This is a genomic window from Sphingopyxis sp. A083 (assembly GCF_001468495.1).
Lineage (GTDB): Bacteria > Pseudomonadota > Alphaproteobacteria > Sphingomonadales > Sphingomonadaceae > Sphingopyxis > Sphingopyxis terrae.
In genome coordinates, this window is sequence record NZ_LNSK01000009.1 from 52,809 (window position 1) to 71,792 (window position 18,984).

The following is an 18,984-nucleotide window of genomic DNA, read 5'->3' on the forward strand; positions in this document are numbered from 1 at the left end:
CGCCGCCGCCGAGTCAAGGCAGGCGCTCCGGCCCGCGACGGAACCACAGGCGGCGTTCGCGGGTCTTGTAGGGCGGAAGACCTGCACTCCACCCGGCCGCTCCCCCGGCCTTTCCCCCGACAGGTCAGGAGAGACGATATGAAAAAAGCAACGATGCTCACCCTCGCCCCCATCGCCGCGGCGACCGCGCTTGCGGGCTGCGCCTCGACCGGCAGCTATGGCTATGACGACGGCGGCTACGGCTATTACGACAACAGCTATCACGACCGCTACGGCCGCTACGACTGGAACAACCCCGATCCGCGCTACGGCGGCTACTACGCCGACAATTATTACCGCAACGACCGCCGCTACCGCGAACGCCGCATGTCCGACGGCGATCGCATCTATCGCGGCCGCGACGGCAAATATTATTGCCGCCGCTCCGACGGCACCACCGGGCTGATCGTCGGCGGGATCGCGGGCGGCGTCCTGGGCAACGTCATCGCGCCGGGCGATTCGAAGACGCTGGGCACGGTGATCGGCGCCATCGGCGGGGCGGTCGCGGGCAATGCGATCGACCGCGGCAGCAAGAAGGACGACGTGCGCTGCCGCTAAGCGTCTCCGCCGGGCCGGCCTGTGCCGGCCCGGCGCACTGCCTCAATTCTCGAGCGTGTGTTCGAGCGTGATTTCGCAGTTCAAAAGCTTCGAAATCGGGCAATTGGCCTTCGCATCGGCGGCGATCGCAGCGAAGCGGTCTGCCTCGATCCCCGACACCCGCGCCGTCAGCGTCAGTGCCGATTTGGTCACCGTGAAGCCGTCGCCATCCTTGTCGAGCGTTACATCGACCTTGGTATCGATCTGTCCATCGCTGAACCCTGCCCGTGCCAGTGCGAAGGACAGCGCCATGGTAAAGCAGGACGCATGCGCCGCCGCGATCAGCTCTTCGGGATTGGTGCCGGGCCCGTCCTCGAAGCGCGAAGCAAAGCCATAGGGCTGCGCATCGAGCGCGCCGCGCGCCGTCCAGATATGCCCCTTGCCGTCCTTGCCGAACCCTTCGTACCGCGCCGAACCGCTGTTGACCGTCATCGCTTTGCTCCTTCTGATGGCTCTCTCTTTGCAGGAAGCCCGCAGCGCCGCGATGGTTCCGGATCAGCGGGCAACACCGGCCTTGTCGAGTTCGCTGCCCAGCCGGCCGGTCAGCCACAGCGCCCACATGCGAAAATCGGCGGCGAGGCTCCACAAGGGATAGGTAAAGGTCGCGGGACGATTCTTCTCGACCCCGAAATGCGCCGCCCAGGCAAAGGCATAGCCCGCGACAGGAAGCGCAGCGAACAACCACCAGCGCCCGGTCGCAAGCGCGGCTACCGCCAGCAGCACGACGAGCGATGTCCCCACATAGTGGAGCGCCCGCGTACGCGGCTTGCTATGCTCGCTTAGGTAGAAGGGCCAGAATTCGGCAAAACTGCTGTAGGTGCGCGCCATGACGGCACGATGCGCACGGTCGCGGTGCGGGTCAAGCCCGGCAACGCCCTACCCCGCGCGGTTCAACCGGACGAGTGCAGCGTCGAGCGCTTGCAGGAATTGCGACCGGTCGGCCTTCGAAAAGGGCGGCGGCCCGCCGATCCCGGCGCCCATGCCGGCGCGCAGGTCGGCCATGATCGCGCGCGTCGCGATTGCCGGTCCGATCGAGGCTGTAGTGAAGGGCTTGCCATTCGGCGCCAACACGGTCGCCCCCGCCTTGAGCGCGCGGTCGGCGAGCAAGATATCGGCCGTGACGACGATGCTGAGCGCATCGGCCGCCGCCGCGATCCAGTCGTCGGCAGCATCGAAACCGTCGGACACGGTTATCCGCTCGATCAGCGGGTGGTCGGGGACGCGCAGACGGCTGTTGCTGACGACCTTCACCGGGACTTCGTGGCGCCAGGCGACGCGGTAGATTTCGTCCTTCACCGGGCAGGCGTCGGCGTCGACCAGGATCGTCGGCGCCCCGCTCATCCGGCGATCCCGTCCCACAACAGCTTCGCACCCAACAAGACCATCAACCCGTAGATGATCACATAGAAGCGCGCGCCGTCGATCCGCTTCAGCCAGCGCACCGTCAGCAGCGTCGCGACGATCGCCAGCGGCATCAGGAGCAGGGCCGCGACGATCACCTCGTGCGGGAAAGCGCCGAGCGCCAGATAGGCGGGAACCTTCATCCAGTTGACGATCGCGAACAGGATGGCGCTGGTCCCGATAAAGCTGAGGTGCGGCAGCTTGCGCGGCGTCACCCACATCTGGAACGGCGGGCCGCCGGCATGCGCGATCTGGCTGGTGAACCCCATCAGCCCGCCGAACAGTGTCCCCACCCAGCCCGGCGAGCGCGACGCCGCGACGATGCGTCCGCCGCGTTCGACCCACAGGCGATAGAGGCCAAAGGCGAGCGTGATCGCACCGAGCGCCGCCATCAACTGCGCCTCATCGACGCGGTCGGCATAATAATATCCGGCCGCAACGCCCGCCGCCGCACCGGGGAGCATCCAGCCGATGACCCAGCCGTCCCACGTCTTGCGAAACGACCATACGCTGATGACGTCCTGCACGATCAGGATCGGCAGCAACAAAGCCGCCGCGGTGGCCGGCGGCAGCACCAGCGCCGCCAGCGGTGTTGCGAGCGCGCCGACCCCGGCCAGCCCGCCCTTCGCCATGCCGAGCAGGATGACCGCGACGATCAGCACCGCGAGCGTCAGCGGATCGGCGAGGATGCTCATGCGGCCGGCGGGTCGACCGGGTCGGGCAGCCGCCAGTCTATCGCGCCCCGGCCGTGCGCCTCCAGAAAGGCATTCGCCTGGCTGAACGGCCGCGACCCGAAAAAGCCGTTATGCGCGGACAAGGGCGACGGGTGCGGCGCGCGCAGGATCAGGTGCGGGCCGTCGGCGCCCAGTCCCGGTACGTTCGCAGCCTTGCGCTGCGCATGGCTGCCCCACAGGATGAAGACCTTGGGCGCGGGGTCGGCAGCGACCGCCGCGACTGCGGCGTCGGTGAACTTCTCCCACCCCTTGCCCTGATGCGACGCCGCCTGCCCGCTTTCGACCGTCAGCACGTTGTTGAGCAGTAACACGCCTTGTTCGGCCCAATGCTTCAGATATCCGTGCCGCGCCGGCGGGATGCCGAGGTCGCTCGCCATTTCCTTGTAGATGTTGACGAGGCTGGGCGGCGTGCGCACGCCCGGCTGGACAGAAAAACACAGCCCGTGCGCCTGTCCGGGTCCATGATAGGGATCCTGACCCAGAATGACGACGCGGACATCCTGCGGCGGCGTCGCGTCGAGTGCCGCAAACCAGTCGCGGGGGCGGGGAAAGATTGTCTTCCCCTTCGCCCGCTGTTCGCCCAGAAAGGCCCTGAGCTGCGCCATATAGGGCTGGTCGAACTCGCCGCCGATGCGCGCGAGCCAGTTGGGATGCAATTTGACATCGGCCATGCGGGCGCTTGACCAGAGCCGCGCCGCCTTGTCCAGCGCCCATTCCGTCGCTAGGCGGTCTGCAACGGGCAAGGCGCCGGAGGAGTGGGCGAATGACGCAGGAACGGGATGACGCGATCGGCGATGCCTTGACATTGCTCGAGGCCGTGGTGCGCTCCCGCCTCGCCGCGGGCGACGCCGGAACCTCCTACGTCGCCAGCCTCGCCGCCAAGGGGCGCGGAAAGATTGCGCAGAAGCTTGGCGAAGAAGCGACCGAAACGGTGATCGCGGCACTGACCGAAGATGATGCGGCGCTGACCGGCGAGGCCGCCGACCTCGTCTTTCACCTGACCGTCCTGCTGGCCGAGCGCGGCATCGGCTGGGATGCGGTTGCCGCCGAACTCGCCCGCCGCCACGGCATTTCGGGCCACGCCGAAAAGGCCGCGCGCGCGCAATAGCTGTAAGCCCCAAACGGTACGAGCCCAGGAGTCCCCATGCCCATCGACGCCACCCTGCCCTATGACGAGAATAATATCTTCGCGCGAATCCTGCGCGGCGACCTGCCGTCGAAACCCGTCTATGAAGACGAATTCGCCTTCGCCTTTCACGACATCAATCCGCAGGCGCCGCTCCACATCCTCGTGATCCCCAAGGGCGCCTATGTCAGTTGGGACGATTTCTCGGCGCGCGCCAGCGATGCCGAAATCGCGGGTTTCATCCGCGCCGTCGGCAAAGTTGCGCGCGACCAGCAGCTCGTCGAACCCGGCTACCGCCTGCTCGCCAACATCGGCGGCCATGGCGGGCAGGAAGTGCCGCATCTCCACGTCCATATTTTCGGCGGTCAGTGGCTCGGCCCGATGCTCGCGCGCTGAGTTTTCCCATGCTGCTGTGACCCATGTCACAGCGATGCCCCGCCCTCCGGCTAGGCGGGACCGGTACGCGGGGCATGCTGGACAGTTGCACCTGTTTCCAGCAGGATAATGGCGGGTCCAGACGGGGAGACGACTCGATGACGACGGGATGGCGTGGGCTGGCGAACCGGCTGGCCGGCAAGATGCGATTCGCGCTCATCGTGCCCGTCGCGGTCGCGCTTGCGGCCGCTGGCGGCGACACCGTCCCGCAGGTCACGCTCGCCACGCCGGGCAGCGCCGGAAACGGCGACGGCACGATCAGCCGCTTCACCCTGCGCTTTTCCGAAGACATGGTGCCGCTCGGCGATCCGCGCGCCAAGGCACCCGCGACGAACGACTGCAAAGTGCCGTCGACCGGACGCTGGGTCGATACGCGCACCTGGGTTCTGGAATTTGCCAAATCGCTCCCCGGCGGTGTCAGCTGCCATCTCGAACTGCGCGCCGACCTGCGCACGGCGCGCGGCGTCAGCGTCGTCGGCAACGACCGGTTCGAGATCGACACCGGCGGTCCGTCGGCGCGCGCCGTCCTGTCGGGCGACCGCTATGACGGGATCGAGGAAGACCAGATATTCCTCGTCGCCACCAACGTCGCGGCCGATCGCGCCTCGGTGGGCCGCTATGGCTATTGCGCCGTCGATGGCATCGGAGAGAAGATTCCGCTCGACGTGCTGCCGCGCGAAACGACCACCGAAATCCTGACCGGCGTCGGCGACGGCGACTGGCGGCGACAGCAGTTCAGCTACGATGCCGGCCTGCCGCTGCGGCTGCCCGCAGCAGGCGCCGATCGCGAAGCGATGCTAGACCGGATCGTCCCGGTCAAATGCCGCCGTCCGCTGCCCCCCGGCCGCGAAATGGCGCTCGTCTGGGATGCCCGCATCGCCCAGCTTGGTGCGCCGAGCCGAACCGCCGGCCGCGATCAGCGCTTCGACTATGATGTGCGCCCCGCCTTCACCGCCAAGATGGCATGCAGCCGCGTCAATCCGCAAGCGGGCTGCAACCCGATCAAGGATGTCGTGCTGAGCTTCGCCGCCCCGGTCGCACGCGCGGCCGCGCTCGCCGCGACGCTGAAGACCTCTGACGGCAAACAGCTGACGCCCAAAGCGAGCGACGACGACAAGAACGATGCCTGGCTGACGCAGGTGCGCTTTGCGGGGCCGCTGCCACAGAATGTCGACGCGACGATCGTGCTGCCCGCCGACATTCGCGACCAGAGCGGCCGTGCGCTGCAGAATCAGTCGAACTTTCCGCTGAAATTCCACATCGACCGCGCTCCGCCGCTGGTCAAGTTCGCGGCCGACTTCGGCATATTGGAGGCAAGCGAGGGCGGCGTCCTGCCGGTTACCGTGCGCGGCGTGGAGGCGTCGTTGGTCCAGCGCGGGATCAAGATGCCCGCTGCGACCCTGCGCGTCGGCGATGACGACGCCGCGGTCGCGCGCTGGCTGAAGCGCGTCGAGGATGCCGGCAAGACCGACTTTCGCGATGAGAAGAACGCGAAGGGCGAGGATATCAGCGTCAATTATACCGGCACGACGTCGGTATTCGATGGCGCGCCCGCAGGCGGCGAGCGGCGCGACCTGCAACTGACCCCGCCGGGTGGTGGCAAGGAGTTCGAGGTCGTCGGTATCCCGCTCGCCGAAAAGGGCTTTCACGTCGTCGAAATCGCCAGCCCCGAACTCGGCGCCGCACTGCTAGGGCGCAAGGCGACCCGCTATGTCGCAACCGCTGCGCTCGTCACCAACATGGCGGTGCATTTCAAATGGGGCCGCGAATCCTCGCTCGCCTGGGTGACCGCGCTCGACACCGGCTTGCCCGTGGGCGGCGCCGATGTCCGGATCACCGACAGTTGCACCGGGCGCCTGCTCGCGCGCGGCACCGCCGACAAGGCCGGCCGGCTCGCCTTCCCCACCGGCCTGCCCGAGCCCGAAACCTATTCGAGCTGCGAAGAGGATGCCGACCCCGCGAACAGCGAAGGTCATGCGCTGATGGTGTCGGCGCGATCGGGCGACGATTACAGCTTCACGCTGACCGATTGGGGCGACGGCATCCGTCCCTATGATTTCGACCTGCCCTATGGCTGGTCCGAACGCGACGATCTGTTGCACACCCTGTTCGACCGCTCGCTGGTCAAGGCCGGCGAAACCGTCAACATGAAGCATGTCCTGCGCCGCCAGGTCGGCCAGGGCTTCGCCATCCCCGCGGCGATGACGGGCAAGCTGCGCCTCGTCCATCGCGGTTCGGACACCGAATTCGACATGCCTTTCGCGATCGACGCCAACGGCAGCGGCGAAAATGTCTGGAATGTGCCCGCATCGGCGCCGATGGGCGATTACGACCTCGTCTTCGTCACCAAGGACAAGAAGGGCGAGGAAAAGACGATCTGGTCGTCCGAATCGATCCGCGTCGACGAATATCGCCTGCCGACGATGAAGGCCGCGATCACCGGCCCCAAGACCGCGTCGGTACGGCCGACGCAGGTGCCGTTGTCGCTGTTCGTCGGCTATTTGTCGGGCGGCCCGGCGGCCAATCTGCCGATCGAGATCCGCACCGATTTCACCCCGCGCTGGTCACCGCCCGAAGACTATCGCGACTGGGATTTCGACGGCAAGCCGGTGAAGGAGGGCATCGTCCAGCTCGACGACAGCGGGGACGAACCCGAACCCGACATGCCGCTCGCGCGCTCGACGCCGCTCGTGCTCGATGCCAACGGCAGCGCGCAGACCAGCATCACCGTCGATCAGCCGATCGTCGAACCGACGCAGATGGCGGTCGAGATGGACTATGAGGATGCCAATGGCGAAACGCTGACCAGCCGCCGCGGCATCATGCTCTACCCCTCGGCGGTGCGCCTCGGGCTCAAGACCGACGGCTGGCTGATGCGCGACAACGACCTGCGGCTCAAATTCATTGCGCTCGATCTCGACGGCAAGCCGATCTCGGGCCAGCGCATCCAGGTCGCGCTCTACAATCGCGAGATACTGACCGCGCGGCGGCGCCTGATCGGCGGCTTCTATGCCTATGACAACCAGATGCGCACGACCCGGCTCGGCACCAGTTGCACCGCAACGACCGACAAGCTCGGCCGGGCGAGTTGCGCAATGGCGCCCGGCGTGTCGGGCGAGGTGACGGTGGTCGCAACCACGGTCGATGCCGATGGCAACGAAGCGCGCGCGGTCCGCTCGGTCTGGCTCGCGGGCGATGACGATTGGTGGTTCGGCGGCGACAATGGCGACCGCATGGACGTGATCGCCGAAAAGCCGCGCTATGCCGCTGGCGACACGGCGGTCTTCCAGGTCCGCATGCCCTTCCGCGAGGCCACTGGTCTCGTCACCGTCGAACGCGAAGGCGTGCTGTCGAGCTTCGTCGTGCCGCTGAAGGGCACCGACCCGGTCGTGAAGGTCAAGCTACCCGCGACCTATGCACCCGACGTTTATGTTTCGGTGATGGCGGTGCGCGGCCGCGTAACCGGCGGCGAAAGCTGGTTTCGCAAGATGAAGCGCGCCGTCGGCTTCAAGATCGAGAATAGCGAAGGCGCGCCGCCGACCGCGCTCGTCGATCTCGCCAAGCCGAGCTATCGCCTCGGCATCGCGCGCATCAAGGTCGGCTGGGAAGGACATCAGCTCGACGTCAAGGTCAAGGCGGACAAGGCAAAATATGCGATCCGCGACAATGCCAAGGTCGCGATCGAGGTGCGCACCCCGAACGGCAAACCCGCGGCGGGCGCCGACGTCGCCTTTGCCGCGGTCGATGAAGCGCTGCTCCAGCTTTCGCCGAACAAGAGCTGGGAACTCCTCGATGCGATGATGGGCGAACGCCCGCTCGACGTGCTCACCTCGACCGCGCAGATGCAGGTCGTCGGCAAGCGTCATTATGGCCGCAAGGCGCTGGCGCCCGGTGGCGGCGGGGGCGGCGACCTCAGCGGCCTGACGCGCGAGGATTTTCGTCCCGTGCTGCTGTGGAAGGGCCATGTCGCGCTCGACAGCAAGGGCCGCGCCGTCGTCGACGTGCCGCTTTCCGACAATCTTTCGGCCTTCCGCCTCGTCGCGATCGCGACCGACGGCGCCCAATATTTCGGCACCGGCGAAACGAGCGTCCGCACCGTTCAGGATCTGGGCGTCTTTGCGGGCCTGCCCGACCTTGTCCGCACCGGCGACACCTATGATGCGCGGTTCACGCTGCGCAACGGCACCGATCAACCGATGGAGGTGGTCGCCAATGCCACGCTGTCGCCCGCAATCGCGACCGCGCCGCCGCTCACCGTCATGATCCCGGCGGGCGGTGCGGTGCCAATCAGCTGGTCGATGACCGCGCCCGCCCAGCCCGGCCCGCTGCAATGGACGGTCGAAGCGGTGTCGAAAAATGGCAAGAAGCGCGACCGGCTCGTCTTCGACCAACAGGTCGAACCGGCGGTACCGATCGAAACCTGGGCCGCCAGCCTTGTTCGCGTCGGCCCGACCAGCAGCCTGCCGATCGGCGTGCCCGCGGGCGCTTTGCCCGGCGGCTATGTCGATGTCGCACTCGCGGGAACGCTCGCACCGCCGCTCGCCGGAGTGCGCGATTATATGGCGATCTATCCCTATAATTGCTTCGAACAATCGACCTCGCGTGCGATCGCGCTCGGCGACCTCGGTCGCTGGCAGGCGCTGGCAGGCGCCCTGCCCACCTATCTCGATAAGGATGGGCTGCTGCGCTATTGGCCGAATGACCGGCTCGAAGGTTCGGCCGAGCTTACCGCCTATGTCATGGCGGTGACCGCGGCGAACGGCTTTGCGATCCCCGAAGAGCCCAAGGCACGGATGATCAAGGCGCTGCAGGCGGTCGTCGAAGGACGGCTGACGCGCCGCGGCTACGGTCCCTATGATCTGCGCCCGGTCCGCATCGCCGCGCTGGCCGCGCTGGCCCGCAACAATGCCTCGAGCGCGCAGCTCGTCGCCGCGATCGACGTCAAGCCCGTCGATATGGCGACCGGCACGCTTGCCGACTGGCTCGTCGCGATCGAACGGACGCCGGGGGTCCGCGGCGCCGCCGCGCTGCGCACCGCGGCCGAAGCCGAACTGCACAAGCGGCTTGTCTACGAAGGCACGCGGCTCGACCTCGTCGACGATGCGAAGGCGCCGTGGTGGATGATGACCAGCGGCGATGAAATGGCGATCAAGGCGCTCGAAGCCGTGCTCAGCCGCAAGGGCTGGGAAGAGGATGCGGGCAAGATGATGGTCGGCGTCGCACAGCGCCAGCGGCGCGGCCATTGGGATACGACGCCTGCCAATGCCTGGGGCGCCATTGCGGTGCGCCGCTTCGCCGAGCTCTATCCGGCAAGCGCAATCACCGGCGTGACCCGTATCGCGCTCGGCGGCGGCAGTGCGGCGCAGAGCTGGCCGCTTCCCGCCGACGCCGCGCCGCTCAGCCTTCCGCTGGTCAGCGGCGCGATGAGCCTGAAGCAGGAAGGCACCGGCAATCCGTGGGCCACCGTCAGCGTGCGTGCGGCCGTCCCGCTCAAGGAGCCGCTCGACGCCGGCTACCGGATCAAGCGGTCGGTCAGCATCGTCAAGGCGGCGAACAAGGACCGGCTGGCCCGCGGCGACGTGATCAAGGTACGGATCGAAATCGTCGCAAGTGCGGGCCGCACCTGGGTCGTCGTCAACGATCCGGTCCCGCCCGGCGCGACGATCGTCGGCAATCTGGGCGGACAGTCCGAGATGCTCGGTGCCCAAGCAACCGGGTCGAACTGGCAGCCGAGCTATGTCGAGCGGGGCCGCGACAGCTGGCGCGGCTATTATGGCTGGATGCCCGCCGGCACCCATGCGGTGGAATATGTCCTGCGCCTCAACGGCTCGGGCCGCTTCACCCTGCCCCCAACGCGCGTCGAGGCGATGTATTCGCCCGCAATCCGCGGCCAATGGCCGAACGGTACGATGACGGTCGCGGCCGCGGCGCAGTGATGGGTCTGCAGCCCAACATGTTCCTCCCTGTCGCGCAGCGATGGGGCGGTGGCAGCGCGCAGCGCTGACGGAGGGGCTTTTGACGCACCCTTGCGGCCCCTCCACCATCCTTCGGATGGTCCCCCTCCCCATGCCCTTGGCACGGGGAGGATTTTTCAGGCGTTTCGATCGATGACGACAACCCCGAGCCGCCGCTGGTTCGATATGCTGGCGTGGGTGGCGCTCGCCGCGCTCGTCCTCGCCACCGCCGCGCATCTGGTCACGCGCCCGCCAGCGATGCCAGACTATGATGCGGTGCGCGCTGCATGGAAGCCGAGCGAAGCATGGCTTTACGACCGTGAGGGGCGATTGCTCGACAGCGAACGCGTCAATTTCGAGCGCCGCCGCCTTGCCTGGGCACCGCTGAAGGACATCAGCCCGGCGGTGCGCGGCACGGTGGTCACGGCGGAGGACAAGCGCTTCTGGTCACATGCCGGGGTCGACTGGCTGGCGATGGCGAGTGCCGTACGCGCCCGCTGGACCGGCGGACGCTCGCGTGGGGCCTCGACGTTGCCGATGCAGCTTGCGGCCTTTCTGGCGCCCGAACTCGCGCAGCCCGGCCAGCGCGGCTGGCTCGCCAAGCTGCGCCAGATGCGCGCGGGACAGGAACTCGCGGCGCATTGGACGCACGACCAGATGCTCGAAGCTTACCTTAACCTCGTCCCGCTCCGCGGCGAAATTCAGGGCATCGGTGCTGGTGCCGAAAATCTGTTCGGCAAGCGTCCGGCCGACATGAACCGAACCGACGCCGCTTTGTTCGCTGGCCTGCTCCCCAATCCGGCGGCAAGTCCCGACGCGCTCGGCGCACGCGCCTGCCGCATCGCGCATGCCGCCGATTGCGGCGCGATCCGCGCGGCGGCAGGCGTGCTGACCTCGGGCGAGCGCGCCGCGCGTTCCGACCCGGCGCTCGCACCGCACCTCGCGGTGCGCCTGCTCGACAAACCGGGCAAGCGCGTGACCTCGACCATCGACCGCGACGTCCAGACCGCCGCGACCGTCGCGATGCGCCGCCAGCTCGCCGGGCTCGGTCCCGATCGCGTCCGCGACGGCGCGGTCGTCGTCCTCGACAATGCCACCGGCGAGGTGCTCGCCTATGTCGGCGGCGTCGGCCTTAAGTCCACCGCGGCGCAGGTCGACGGCGCCAATGCGCGGCGGCAGGCAGGTTCGACCCTGAAGCCACATCTCTATGCGCAGGTGATCGAGCATGGCTGGCTGACCGCCGCTTCGATCCTCGACGACAGTCCGGTTCAGCTCGACACCGCCTCGGGCCTCTATGTTCCCAAAAATTACGATCACAGCTTCAAGGGACCGGTCAGCGTGCGCAGCGCGCTCGCCTCGTCGCTCAACGTCCCCGCCGTGCGCACGCTCGTCATCGACGATGTGCAGGAATTTCGCGACCGGCTCTGGGCGCTCGGCTATCACGGGCTGGTCGAGGACGGCGAATATTATGGCTTCAGCCTTGCCCTCGGCTCGGCGGAAGTCAGCCTTGTCGAACAGGCGAACGCCTTTCGCACCCTTGCCAATCTCGGCCGCTGGTCGCCCGTCCACTTCATCATGGGAGAACCGCGCGGCGAGGAACGCCAGATCGTCAACCCCGGTGCCGCCTTCATCGTCGGCGACATATTGGCCGACGCGTCGGCGCGCACCGATGCCTTCGGCGCCGACAGCGCGCTGCGTCTTCCCTTCTGGGCCGCGGCAAAGACCGGCACGTCGAAGGGGATGCGCGACAATTGGTGTATCGGCTTTTCGGATCGCTACACGGTGGCCGTCTGGGTCGGCAATCTCGAGGGCGATTCGATGCGCGCGGTGTCGGGCACGTCGGGCGCGGCGCCGGTCTGGCGCGACGTGATGCTCGCGCTCCACGCGGGCCGGCCGGGCAAACCGCTGGCGATGCCGAGCAATGTGGAGGCGCGGCGGATCAGCCTTCCCGGCACGCGCGAACCGCCGCGACGCGAATATTTTCTGCGCGGCACCGCGCAAAGCGAAATGGCGGCCGCCCCGGCCGCCGCGCGCCGCCCGCGCATCACCAGCCCGGTCAGCGGCAGCGTCTATGCGCTCGATCCCGATATTCCGATCGATCGGCAGCGCATGGCGGTGATCGTCAGCGGCGACGTGGCGGGGTACCGCCTGCTGCTCGACAAGGCGGTGCTCGGCGACGCCGACGCGGGCCAACAGCTTTTGCCGCGCCCCGGAAGCCATATCCTGACCCTCGTCGACCCCGGTGGACGGATGATCGACCGCGTCCGCTTCACCGTGCGATAAAGCGGACTGTCACACCTCTGAAATTAAGTTGCGCTGCCGCGAGGAGCGGTTAGTCTGCCCCGCCAGGAGACGGGCCCGTCCGGGGCCTCAAAGGGGATATTTGCATGATATTTGGTCGCGTCAAACCGCTCGACGCCATCTTGGCCACGGCCGAGAAAAAGTCGCTGCACCGAACGCTCGGTGCCTTTCAGCTCACCATGCTCGGCATCGGCGCCGTCATCGGCACCGGGATTTTCGTCCTGACCGCAGAGGCGGCGCAGAAGGCGGGTCCGGGCATGATGGTCAGCTTCGTCATCGCCGGTTTCGTCTGCGCCTTCGCCGCACTCTGCTATGCCGAAATGGCATCGATGGTCCCCGTTTCGGGATCGGCCTATACCTACAGCTATGCCGTCATGGGCGAACTCATCGCGTGGATGGTCGGCTGGGCGCTGATCCTCGAATATGCGGTCGCCGCGGGCGCGGTGTCCGTCGGCTGGTCGGGCTATGTCGTCGGCCTGATCGAGCATAGTTTCGGGATAGACATACCCGCCAAATTCGTGCTCGGGCCGTTCGACGGCGGGCTGATCAATCTGCCGGCGATGTTCATCGCGGGTGTCGTCACCTTCCTGCTGGTAATCGGAACGCGCGAATCCGCGACGGTCAATGCGATCCTGGTCGTCATCAAGGTCGCGGCGCTGACGCTGTTCATCGCGCTCGCCGTTCCCGTGATGAACATGGAGAAATTCGAGCCTTTCGCGCCGCTCGGCATCGGGGGTATCGGCGCCGCGGCCGCCTCCATCTTCTTCGCCTATGTCGGCTTCGACGCGGTCTCGACCGCCGCCGAGGAGACCAAGAATCCGCAGCGCAACATGCCGATCGGCCTGATTGGCAGCCTTGCGATCTGCACCGTCTTCTATCTGCTCGTCGCCGCCGGCGTCATCGGCTCTGTGGGCGCGCAGCCGGTCGGTATCGACGCCGCTGCGAAACATGCCCTCGAACCCGGCAGCCGCGAACTGGCCGCCGCGTGCGGCGCGATCGGCGATCAGGCCGTGGTCTGTTCGAAAGAAGCGCTCGCCTGGACGCTGCGTGAAATCGGCTGGCCCCAGATCGGCAATCTGATCGGCCTCGCCGCCGGCTTGGCGCTGCCCTCGGTCATCCTGATGATGATGTTCGGCCAGACCCGCATCTTCTTCGTGATGAGCCGTGACGGCCTGTTGCCCGCCACCTTCTCGAAGATCCATCCCAAGTTCAACACGCCGCATGTCATCACGATCCTGACCGGGATCGCAGTGGCCCTGTTCGCCGCCTTCTTCCCCGTTGGACAGCTGGCGAATATCTCGAACTCGGGGACGCTCTTCGCCTTCGCTGCGGTGTCGATCGCGGTGATGGTGATTCGTCGCACCGATCCGGGCCGCCACCGGCCGTTCCGCACGCCGTTCATCAACGTCACGGCGCCGATCGCGATCGCAGGCTGTCTCTATCTTTTCTACAACCTCGATCAGAAGAGCATCAATCTCTTCCTGATCTGGGCGGCGGTAGGCCTGGTGGTCTATTTCGCCTACAGCCGTTCGCGTAGCCACGTCGGCCGCGGGATCGTCGAGGTGCATGAGGACGACGCCGATGCGCCGCCGCCGCCGGTGCCCCCGGCGCCGTCGTTCGACTGACGCGGCATCGACAGGCTAACGGGAAAGGGGGCTTCGGCCCCCTTTCTTTTGGTTGGATCAATAAGGGCTTTTGGGGGCAGTCCCAGGCCGCGTGAACAGCTTGCCGCGCTCGGCCCAGAAGACCAGCGCCAGCCCGGCGATGCCCGACACCAGAAAGGCATACGCAAGCGGCAGGGTCGTACCGTTATAAAGCTGCCCGATCAGCGCGCCCATCACCGCGGCCAAGAGCGTCTTGCAGAAGCTCTGATAGGAGGAGGCGACCCCGGCCATATGGCCGAAATCCTCCATCGCGATCGATCCGAAATTGCTGCCGATGAAGCCGATCAGACCCACGTTGACCATCATCAGCGCAGTGAACATCCACAGCGTCTCGGCGCCGCTCAGCGCAACGACGATCTGCACCGTCGCGGTCGCCATGAAGGCAAAGACCGCGCTCTGCGACACGCGCCGCGCGCCGAAGCGCTCGACAATCGCCGCATTCGAGAAATTGGCGATCGCGATACCGGCGGCAACGCAGGCAAAGACGAGCGGAAACCAACTTTGCGCGCCGAACACCTCGGCGATGATCTGCTCGCTGCTGTTGAGATAGCCGTAAAGCGCGCCCTGCATCATCGCCGACGCGATCATATAGCCCGCCGCCCGGCGGTGCCGCGTCACCGTCGCCCAGCCCGCGATCATCGTGCGCGCATCGAGCGGCCGGATATCGTCCGGATCCAGCGTTTCGGGCAGGCGGCGCAGCCAGAGCAGCATCACGACGCCCATCACCGCCAGCACGATAAAAATCGCGCGCCAGTTCGCGACCGCCGTGATGCCGGCGCCCATCGTCGGCGCGATCGCGGGGACGATCATGAACACCAGAAAGATCATCGACAGCCGCTTCGCCATCGCGTCGCCCGAAAAGAGGTCGCGAATGACCGCGACGACGATCACGCCGAGCGCTGCGCTGATCATGCCGTGCCCGAAGCGCAGCGCGAGCAGCAGCGGGAAGCTGTTCGCCAGCCCGCAGCCGATCGAAAAGGCGACATAGGCGAACAGGGCGGGCACAAGCACACCCTTGCGGCCGAAGCGATCGGACAGCGGCCCGTAGAACAGCGAACCGATGCCGATGCCGAGCAAATAGGTCGAAATCACATATTGCCGGTCGTTCGCGACCGCGACCCCCAGCCCCTCGCCAATCGCGGGGAGCGCGGGCAGCATCGAATCGATGGCGAGCGCATTGAGCGCCATGACCATCGCCATCATGAACACCATTTCCCGGTCGCCGGGCATGCGGGACCGCGGGGCGGATTCGGTCATTTTGTGCATTGCGAAAGGCCTATGCGCCTCCGACACGGTTTTGGATAGCCCCGCGCCGCCGAAAAGCTATGCAATGCAGCAACATCGGCGCAGTGGGCGGTCTATGACGCCCCATCTGCCCACAAAAAAAGGGCCGCTCCAACAGAGCGGCCCCTCTCATTTCCGATATCCGGACGATCAGGCCTGACGGGTGCCCGTCATCGCCATCGAACCGAACGGGCCGGCCTTGATCGTGCCGGTCAGCGTGTCGCCGTCGATCGTCGCTTCGCATTCGAGCGTCATCGGCATCGGCACCTTCATGTTCATCGTCCACGTCAGCTTGTTGCCGTCGACCTTGCCATTCTCGACATCGAGCGAGCCCATCGCGCCGGCATTCTGGCCGGTGAAGCTGTCGCCATTGCTGTTCACGGTGAAAACCGACTTCTGGTCGCCCATCGGCGACTTGGTAACGCAGTCATAATTGCCATCGACCTGAGACATCGAAACTCTCCTACTGAAACTAATGTTAGTTAGCGGGCTTCGCTGTTTCCACGGGCAGGCCCAATCCGTCAAGCTGCGGTTTCACCACCGCGGCATCGCCGACGACAACATAGACGAGGTCGCCGGTGCTCAGCTCCTTGCGCGCTGCGGCATCAAGCTCTTCGGCCGTCATCGCCTCATATTTCGCCGGCAGCGTTTCATAATAATTGTCGGGCCGGTGATATTTGGCGATCGCACGCAAGCCGCCGAGCACGTCGCCCGATGTCTCGAAGCTGCCCGGCAGTTCGCGTACGCTGCCGTTCGTCGTGCGTTCCAGCTCTTCGGCGGTTACGCCCTTGTCGCCGATGAACGCGGTCAATTCCTTCTGGAATTCACGGATCGAGTCGCCGGTGCGGTCGGCCTGCACCGGCGCCACCGCCACCCAGGTCACGCGGTCGGCTTCGCCCGAAACGCGCGAGCGCACGCCATAGGACCAGCCCTTGGTCTCGCGCAGGTTCATGTTGAAGCGCGAAAGGAAGCTGCCGCCGAAAATATCGTTCGCCTGGCGCAGAACCTCCAGATCGTCGCCGCCTTTCACGTCGAGCACCTTGCCCGCGATGATGATCGACTGCGGCGACTTGGGCCGATCGACGAGCAGGATGCGCGGCTGCGGCTTGGGAATCGCGATCTCGAAATGCTTTTCGGGTTTCGCGGTCTTCGGCGCCTTCCAGTCGCCGAAAGCGGCGTCGAGCTGCTTCGTGACGTCTTTCAGAGTCGTGTCACCGACGACGAAGATGCGGGCATTGTCGGGGCGAATCCACGTCTGATGGAATGCCGCGAGCTGGTCGCGCGTCGCGGCTTTGACGGCCGCTTCGTTGCCGAGGCCCGACGGCGGGATGCCATAGGGATGATCGGCGCCGTAAAGCACCGGCATCAGCACGCGGCTGGCGATCGCATTGGGATTGTTGAGTTCGGCGTTCAGGCGGTTGAGCTGCTGCGCGCGCACCCGCTCCAGTTCCTTGCCGTCGAAGGCCGGGTTACGGATATAATCGGCGAGCAGGCCCAGCGACGCGCTGAGGTTCGGCTTGAGCGCGAACAGGCTGAACACCGTTTCGTCGGCGTTCGCCGAGCCGTCGATCTGGGCGCCGAGGCGTTCCTTCGCTTCGGCGAAGGCGATCGAATCCTTGCTCGTCGTGCCTTCGTCCATCAGGCTGAGCATCAACGACTGGGTGCCGAGCGCATTGTGCGGATCGGCGGCATAGCCGGCATCGAAGCTCACCGCGACCTGCACCGTCGGCACCGCGGCCCGGCGCGCGAAGACGACTTCCATTCCGTTCTTCAGCTTGGCGCGTTCGATTGCCGGAAATTCGAGCGCCTTGAGGTCCGTCACCGCAGGAAGCTGCGAACGATCGGCGATCGAGGTCGCCGTGCCGACACCCGTGTCGGGGCCGACATCGCCCAGCGCCGCATTCCAGTAACGGTCGGGCGATACCGCCGCCGCCGGCTTGCCGTCGGTGAAGGCGCCGCCGCGATTTTCACCGCCTTCGGTGCGCTCGCCGGGCGAGTAGGTCAGCGAGAAGGCCGGACGCGACATCCATTTGTCGGCCACCGCCTTCGCCTGCTCGGGGGTCACCTTGGCCAGCCGGTCGAGCTCGGTCTTGTAATAGGCGGGATCGTTCGAATAGAGCGCGCCTTCCGCCAGCGTCACCGCCTTGCCGCCGAAGCCGCCGACCGATTCCAGCCCCGAAATCGTGCCGCCGAGATAGCTGGCCGCGGCGCGCTGCAATTCGTCCGCAGTCGGGCCGGTCGCCAGGAAATCGGCGATCTGTGCGTCGAGCTTTTCGCCGACGACCTTCGGATCGACGCCCGGCTTCACGTCGGCCTGAACGATCAGGAAGCCTGCATCCTCCAGCGTTTGTGCGAACGCCGCGACGCTGACCGCGACCGGGTCCTTGCGGACGAGCGCATTGTCGAGCCGCGACGACGACAGCCCGCCGAGCACCGCGGTCGCCATTTGCAGCGGCACCGATTCGGGGTCGTTGAGGCCGGGGATCGCCCACATGCGATAGATGCGCGTGGTCGGGATGAGATCCTTGACCTCCTTGGCGAGCGGCGCGGGGAGCGTCGGAACTGCGGTTTGCGGTGCTTTCACTTCGGGGCCGCGCGGAATGTCGCCGAACCATTCGGCGACCTTGGTCTTTGCAGTGGCAAGGTCGATGTCGCCCGCCAGCACGAGCACGGCATTGTTCGGGCCGTAATTGTCGCTGAACCACTTCTTCACATCGGCAAGGCTCGCCGTGTTGAGGTCGGCCATCGAACCGATAGTGCTGTGATGATAGGGGTGCCCCTTCGGGAAGAGGTTTTCGAAGATTTCGTACCGCAGCAGGCCATAGGGATTATTGTCGCCCTGGCGTTTTTCGTTCTGGACGACGCCGCGCTGGTTATCGAGCTTTTCCTGCGTCACTGCGCCGAGCAGATGGCCCATGCGGTCGCTTTCGAGGAACAGCGCGCGGTCGAGCGCGCCGGTCGGCACCGTTTCGAAATAGTTGGTGCGGTCGGTATTGGTCGTGCCGTTGAAATCGGTCGCGCCGACCTGTTGCAGCGGTTCAAAGAAGTCGCCCGGCGAATTTTCCGAACCGTTGAACATCAGATGTTCGAACAGATGCGCAAAACCCGTCTTGCCCGCGGGTTCGTGCTTCGATCCGACGCGATACCAGACCGACACCGCGACGACCGGCGCCTTGTGATCTTCGTGCACGATCACGCGCAGTCCGTTGTCGAGCGTGAAGCTCTGGTACGGAATATCGACCGCCTTCACCAGTTCGGAAATCGGCGCGGGCTGCGCCTCCTTGGCTTTGGCAAGGGCGGGGCCGGCCGCGACGAGCGACGTCGATACAGCCAGGGCGACGGCAAAGCGATGGAAGCGGGTCATGGATATCCTCTTGAAACCGGGGGCACGAAACGCGCCGGTGACGAGCATGCCGGACGGCACTGTATCAACGGTTTAGGACAGCTCT

General features: G+C 66.2%; 14 protein-coding genes. 6 read left to right on the forward strand and 8 right to left on the reverse strand.

Translation table 11 applies throughout. The features are described from left to right. The first annotated feature begins 138 nt into the window (after window positions 1–138). A complete protein-coding gene (locus tag ATE59_RS14215; protein WP_003041043.1) occupies window positions 139–597 on the forward strand; it encodes a glycine zipper 2TM domain-containing protein in 459 nt (152 codons plus the stop codon). A gap of 42 nt (window positions 598–639) precedes the next feature. Here ATE59_RS14215 and ATE59_RS14220 read toward each other — a convergent pair whose 3' ends face one another. The 5 genes from ATE59_RS14220 to ung all read right to left on the reverse strand — a co-directional run bounded on the left by ATE59_RS14220 (window position 640) and on the right by ung (window position 3,442). Beyond that, entirely contained in the window at window positions 640–1,068 is a 429-nt protein-coding gene (locus ATE59_RS14220; protein ID WP_058812981.1) for an OsmC family protein, read from the reverse strand. A 63-nt stretch (window positions 1,069–1,131) separates the two neighbouring features. Continuing rightward, window positions 1,132–1,464 (reverse strand): DUF962 domain-containing protein, encoded by a 333-nt coding sequence (locus ATE59_RS14225; protein ID WP_058812983.1) that lies wholly within the window; start codon window positions 1,462–1,464, stop codon window positions 1,132–1,134. Between the two features lie 48 nt (window positions 1,465–1,512). Continuing rightward, window positions 1,513–1,977 (reverse strand): YaiI/YqxD family protein, encoded by a 465-nt coding sequence (locus ATE59_RS14230; protein ID WP_058812985.1) that lies wholly within the window; start codon window positions 1,975–1,977, stop codon window positions 1,513–1,515. Continuing rightward, window positions 1,974–2,732: a sulfite exporter TauE/SafE family protein gene (locus ATE59_RS14235; RefSeq protein ID WP_003041054.1), complete on the reverse strand. Its 759-nt coding sequence runs from the start codon at window positions 2,730–2,732 to the stop codon at window positions 1,974–1,976. The genes ATE59_RS14230 and ATE59_RS14235 overlap by 4 nt, the downstream gene beginning before the upstream one ends. Next, a complete protein-coding gene (gene ung, locus ATE59_RS14240; RefSeq protein ID WP_058813053.1) occupies window positions 2,729–3,442 on the reverse strand; it encodes a uracil-DNA glycosylase in 714 nt (237 codons plus the stop codon). The genes ATE59_RS14235 and ung overlap by 4 nt, the downstream gene beginning before the upstream one ends. 92 nt (window positions 3,443–3,534) lie before the next feature. Between ung and ATE59_RS14245 the strand changes: the two genes are divergently transcribed. The 5 genes from ATE59_RS14245 (at window position 3,535) to ATE59_RS14265 (ending at window position 14,212) form a co-directional block, all read left to right on the forward strand. After that, window positions 3,535–3,879, forward strand: a complete 345-nt coding sequence (locus ATE59_RS14245) for a phosphoribosyl-ATP diphosphatase (RefSeq protein WP_058812987.1) — start codon at window positions 3,535–3,537, stop codon at window positions 3,877–3,879. Window positions 3,880–3,915: 36 nt separating this feature from the next. Beyond that, on the forward strand, window positions 3,916–4,293 hold the full coding sequence (locus ATE59_RS14250) for a histidine triad nucleotide-binding protein (RefSeq protein ID WP_058812989.1): 378 nt from the start codon (window positions 3,916–3,918) through the stop codon (window positions 4,291–4,293). 137 nt (window positions 4,294–4,430) lie between these two features. Further along, entirely contained in the window at window positions 4,431–10,268 is a 5,838-nt protein-coding gene (locus ATE59_RS14255) for an alpha-2-macroglobulin family protein (protein WP_058812991.1), read from the forward strand. A gap of 171 nt (window positions 10,269–10,439) precedes the next feature. Further along, window positions 10,440–12,569, forward strand: coding sequence for a penicillin-binding protein 1C (pbpC, locus tag ATE59_RS14260; protein ID WP_058812993.1), 2,130 nt, complete (start codon window positions 10,440–10,442; stop codon window positions 12,567–12,569). Between the two features lie 104 nt (window positions 12,570–12,673). Then, window positions 12,674–14,212: an amino acid permease gene (locus ATE59_RS14265; RefSeq protein WP_058812995.1), complete on the forward strand. Its 1,539-nt coding sequence runs from the start codon at window positions 12,674–12,676 to the stop codon at window positions 14,210–14,212. A gap of 57 nt (window positions 14,213–14,269) precedes the next feature. Here ATE59_RS14265 and ATE59_RS14270 read toward each other — a convergent pair whose 3' ends face one another. The 3 genes from ATE59_RS14270 to ATE59_RS14280 all read right to left on the reverse strand — a co-directional run bounded on the left by ATE59_RS14270 (window position 14,270) and on the right by ATE59_RS14280 (window position 18,899). Then, window positions 14,270–15,481: a multidrug effflux MFS transporter gene (locus tag ATE59_RS14270; RefSeq protein ID WP_231292860.1), complete on the reverse strand. Its 1,212-nt coding sequence runs from the start codon at window positions 15,479–15,481 to the stop codon at window positions 14,270–14,272. Window positions 15,482–15,685: 204 nt separating this feature from the next. Further along, window positions 15,686–15,988, reverse strand: coding sequence for a hypothetical protein (locus tag ATE59_RS14275; RefSeq protein WP_003041076.1), 303 nt, complete (start codon window positions 15,986–15,988; stop codon window positions 15,686–15,688). A gap of 25 nt (window positions 15,989–16,013) precedes the next feature. Continuing rightward, window positions 16,014–18,899: a M16 family metallopeptidase gene (locus ATE59_RS14280; RefSeq protein ID WP_058812996.1), complete on the reverse strand. Its 2,886-nt coding sequence runs from the start codon at window positions 18,897–18,899 to the stop codon at window positions 16,014–16,016. Between the last annotated feature and the right edge of the window lie 85 nt (window positions 18,900–18,984).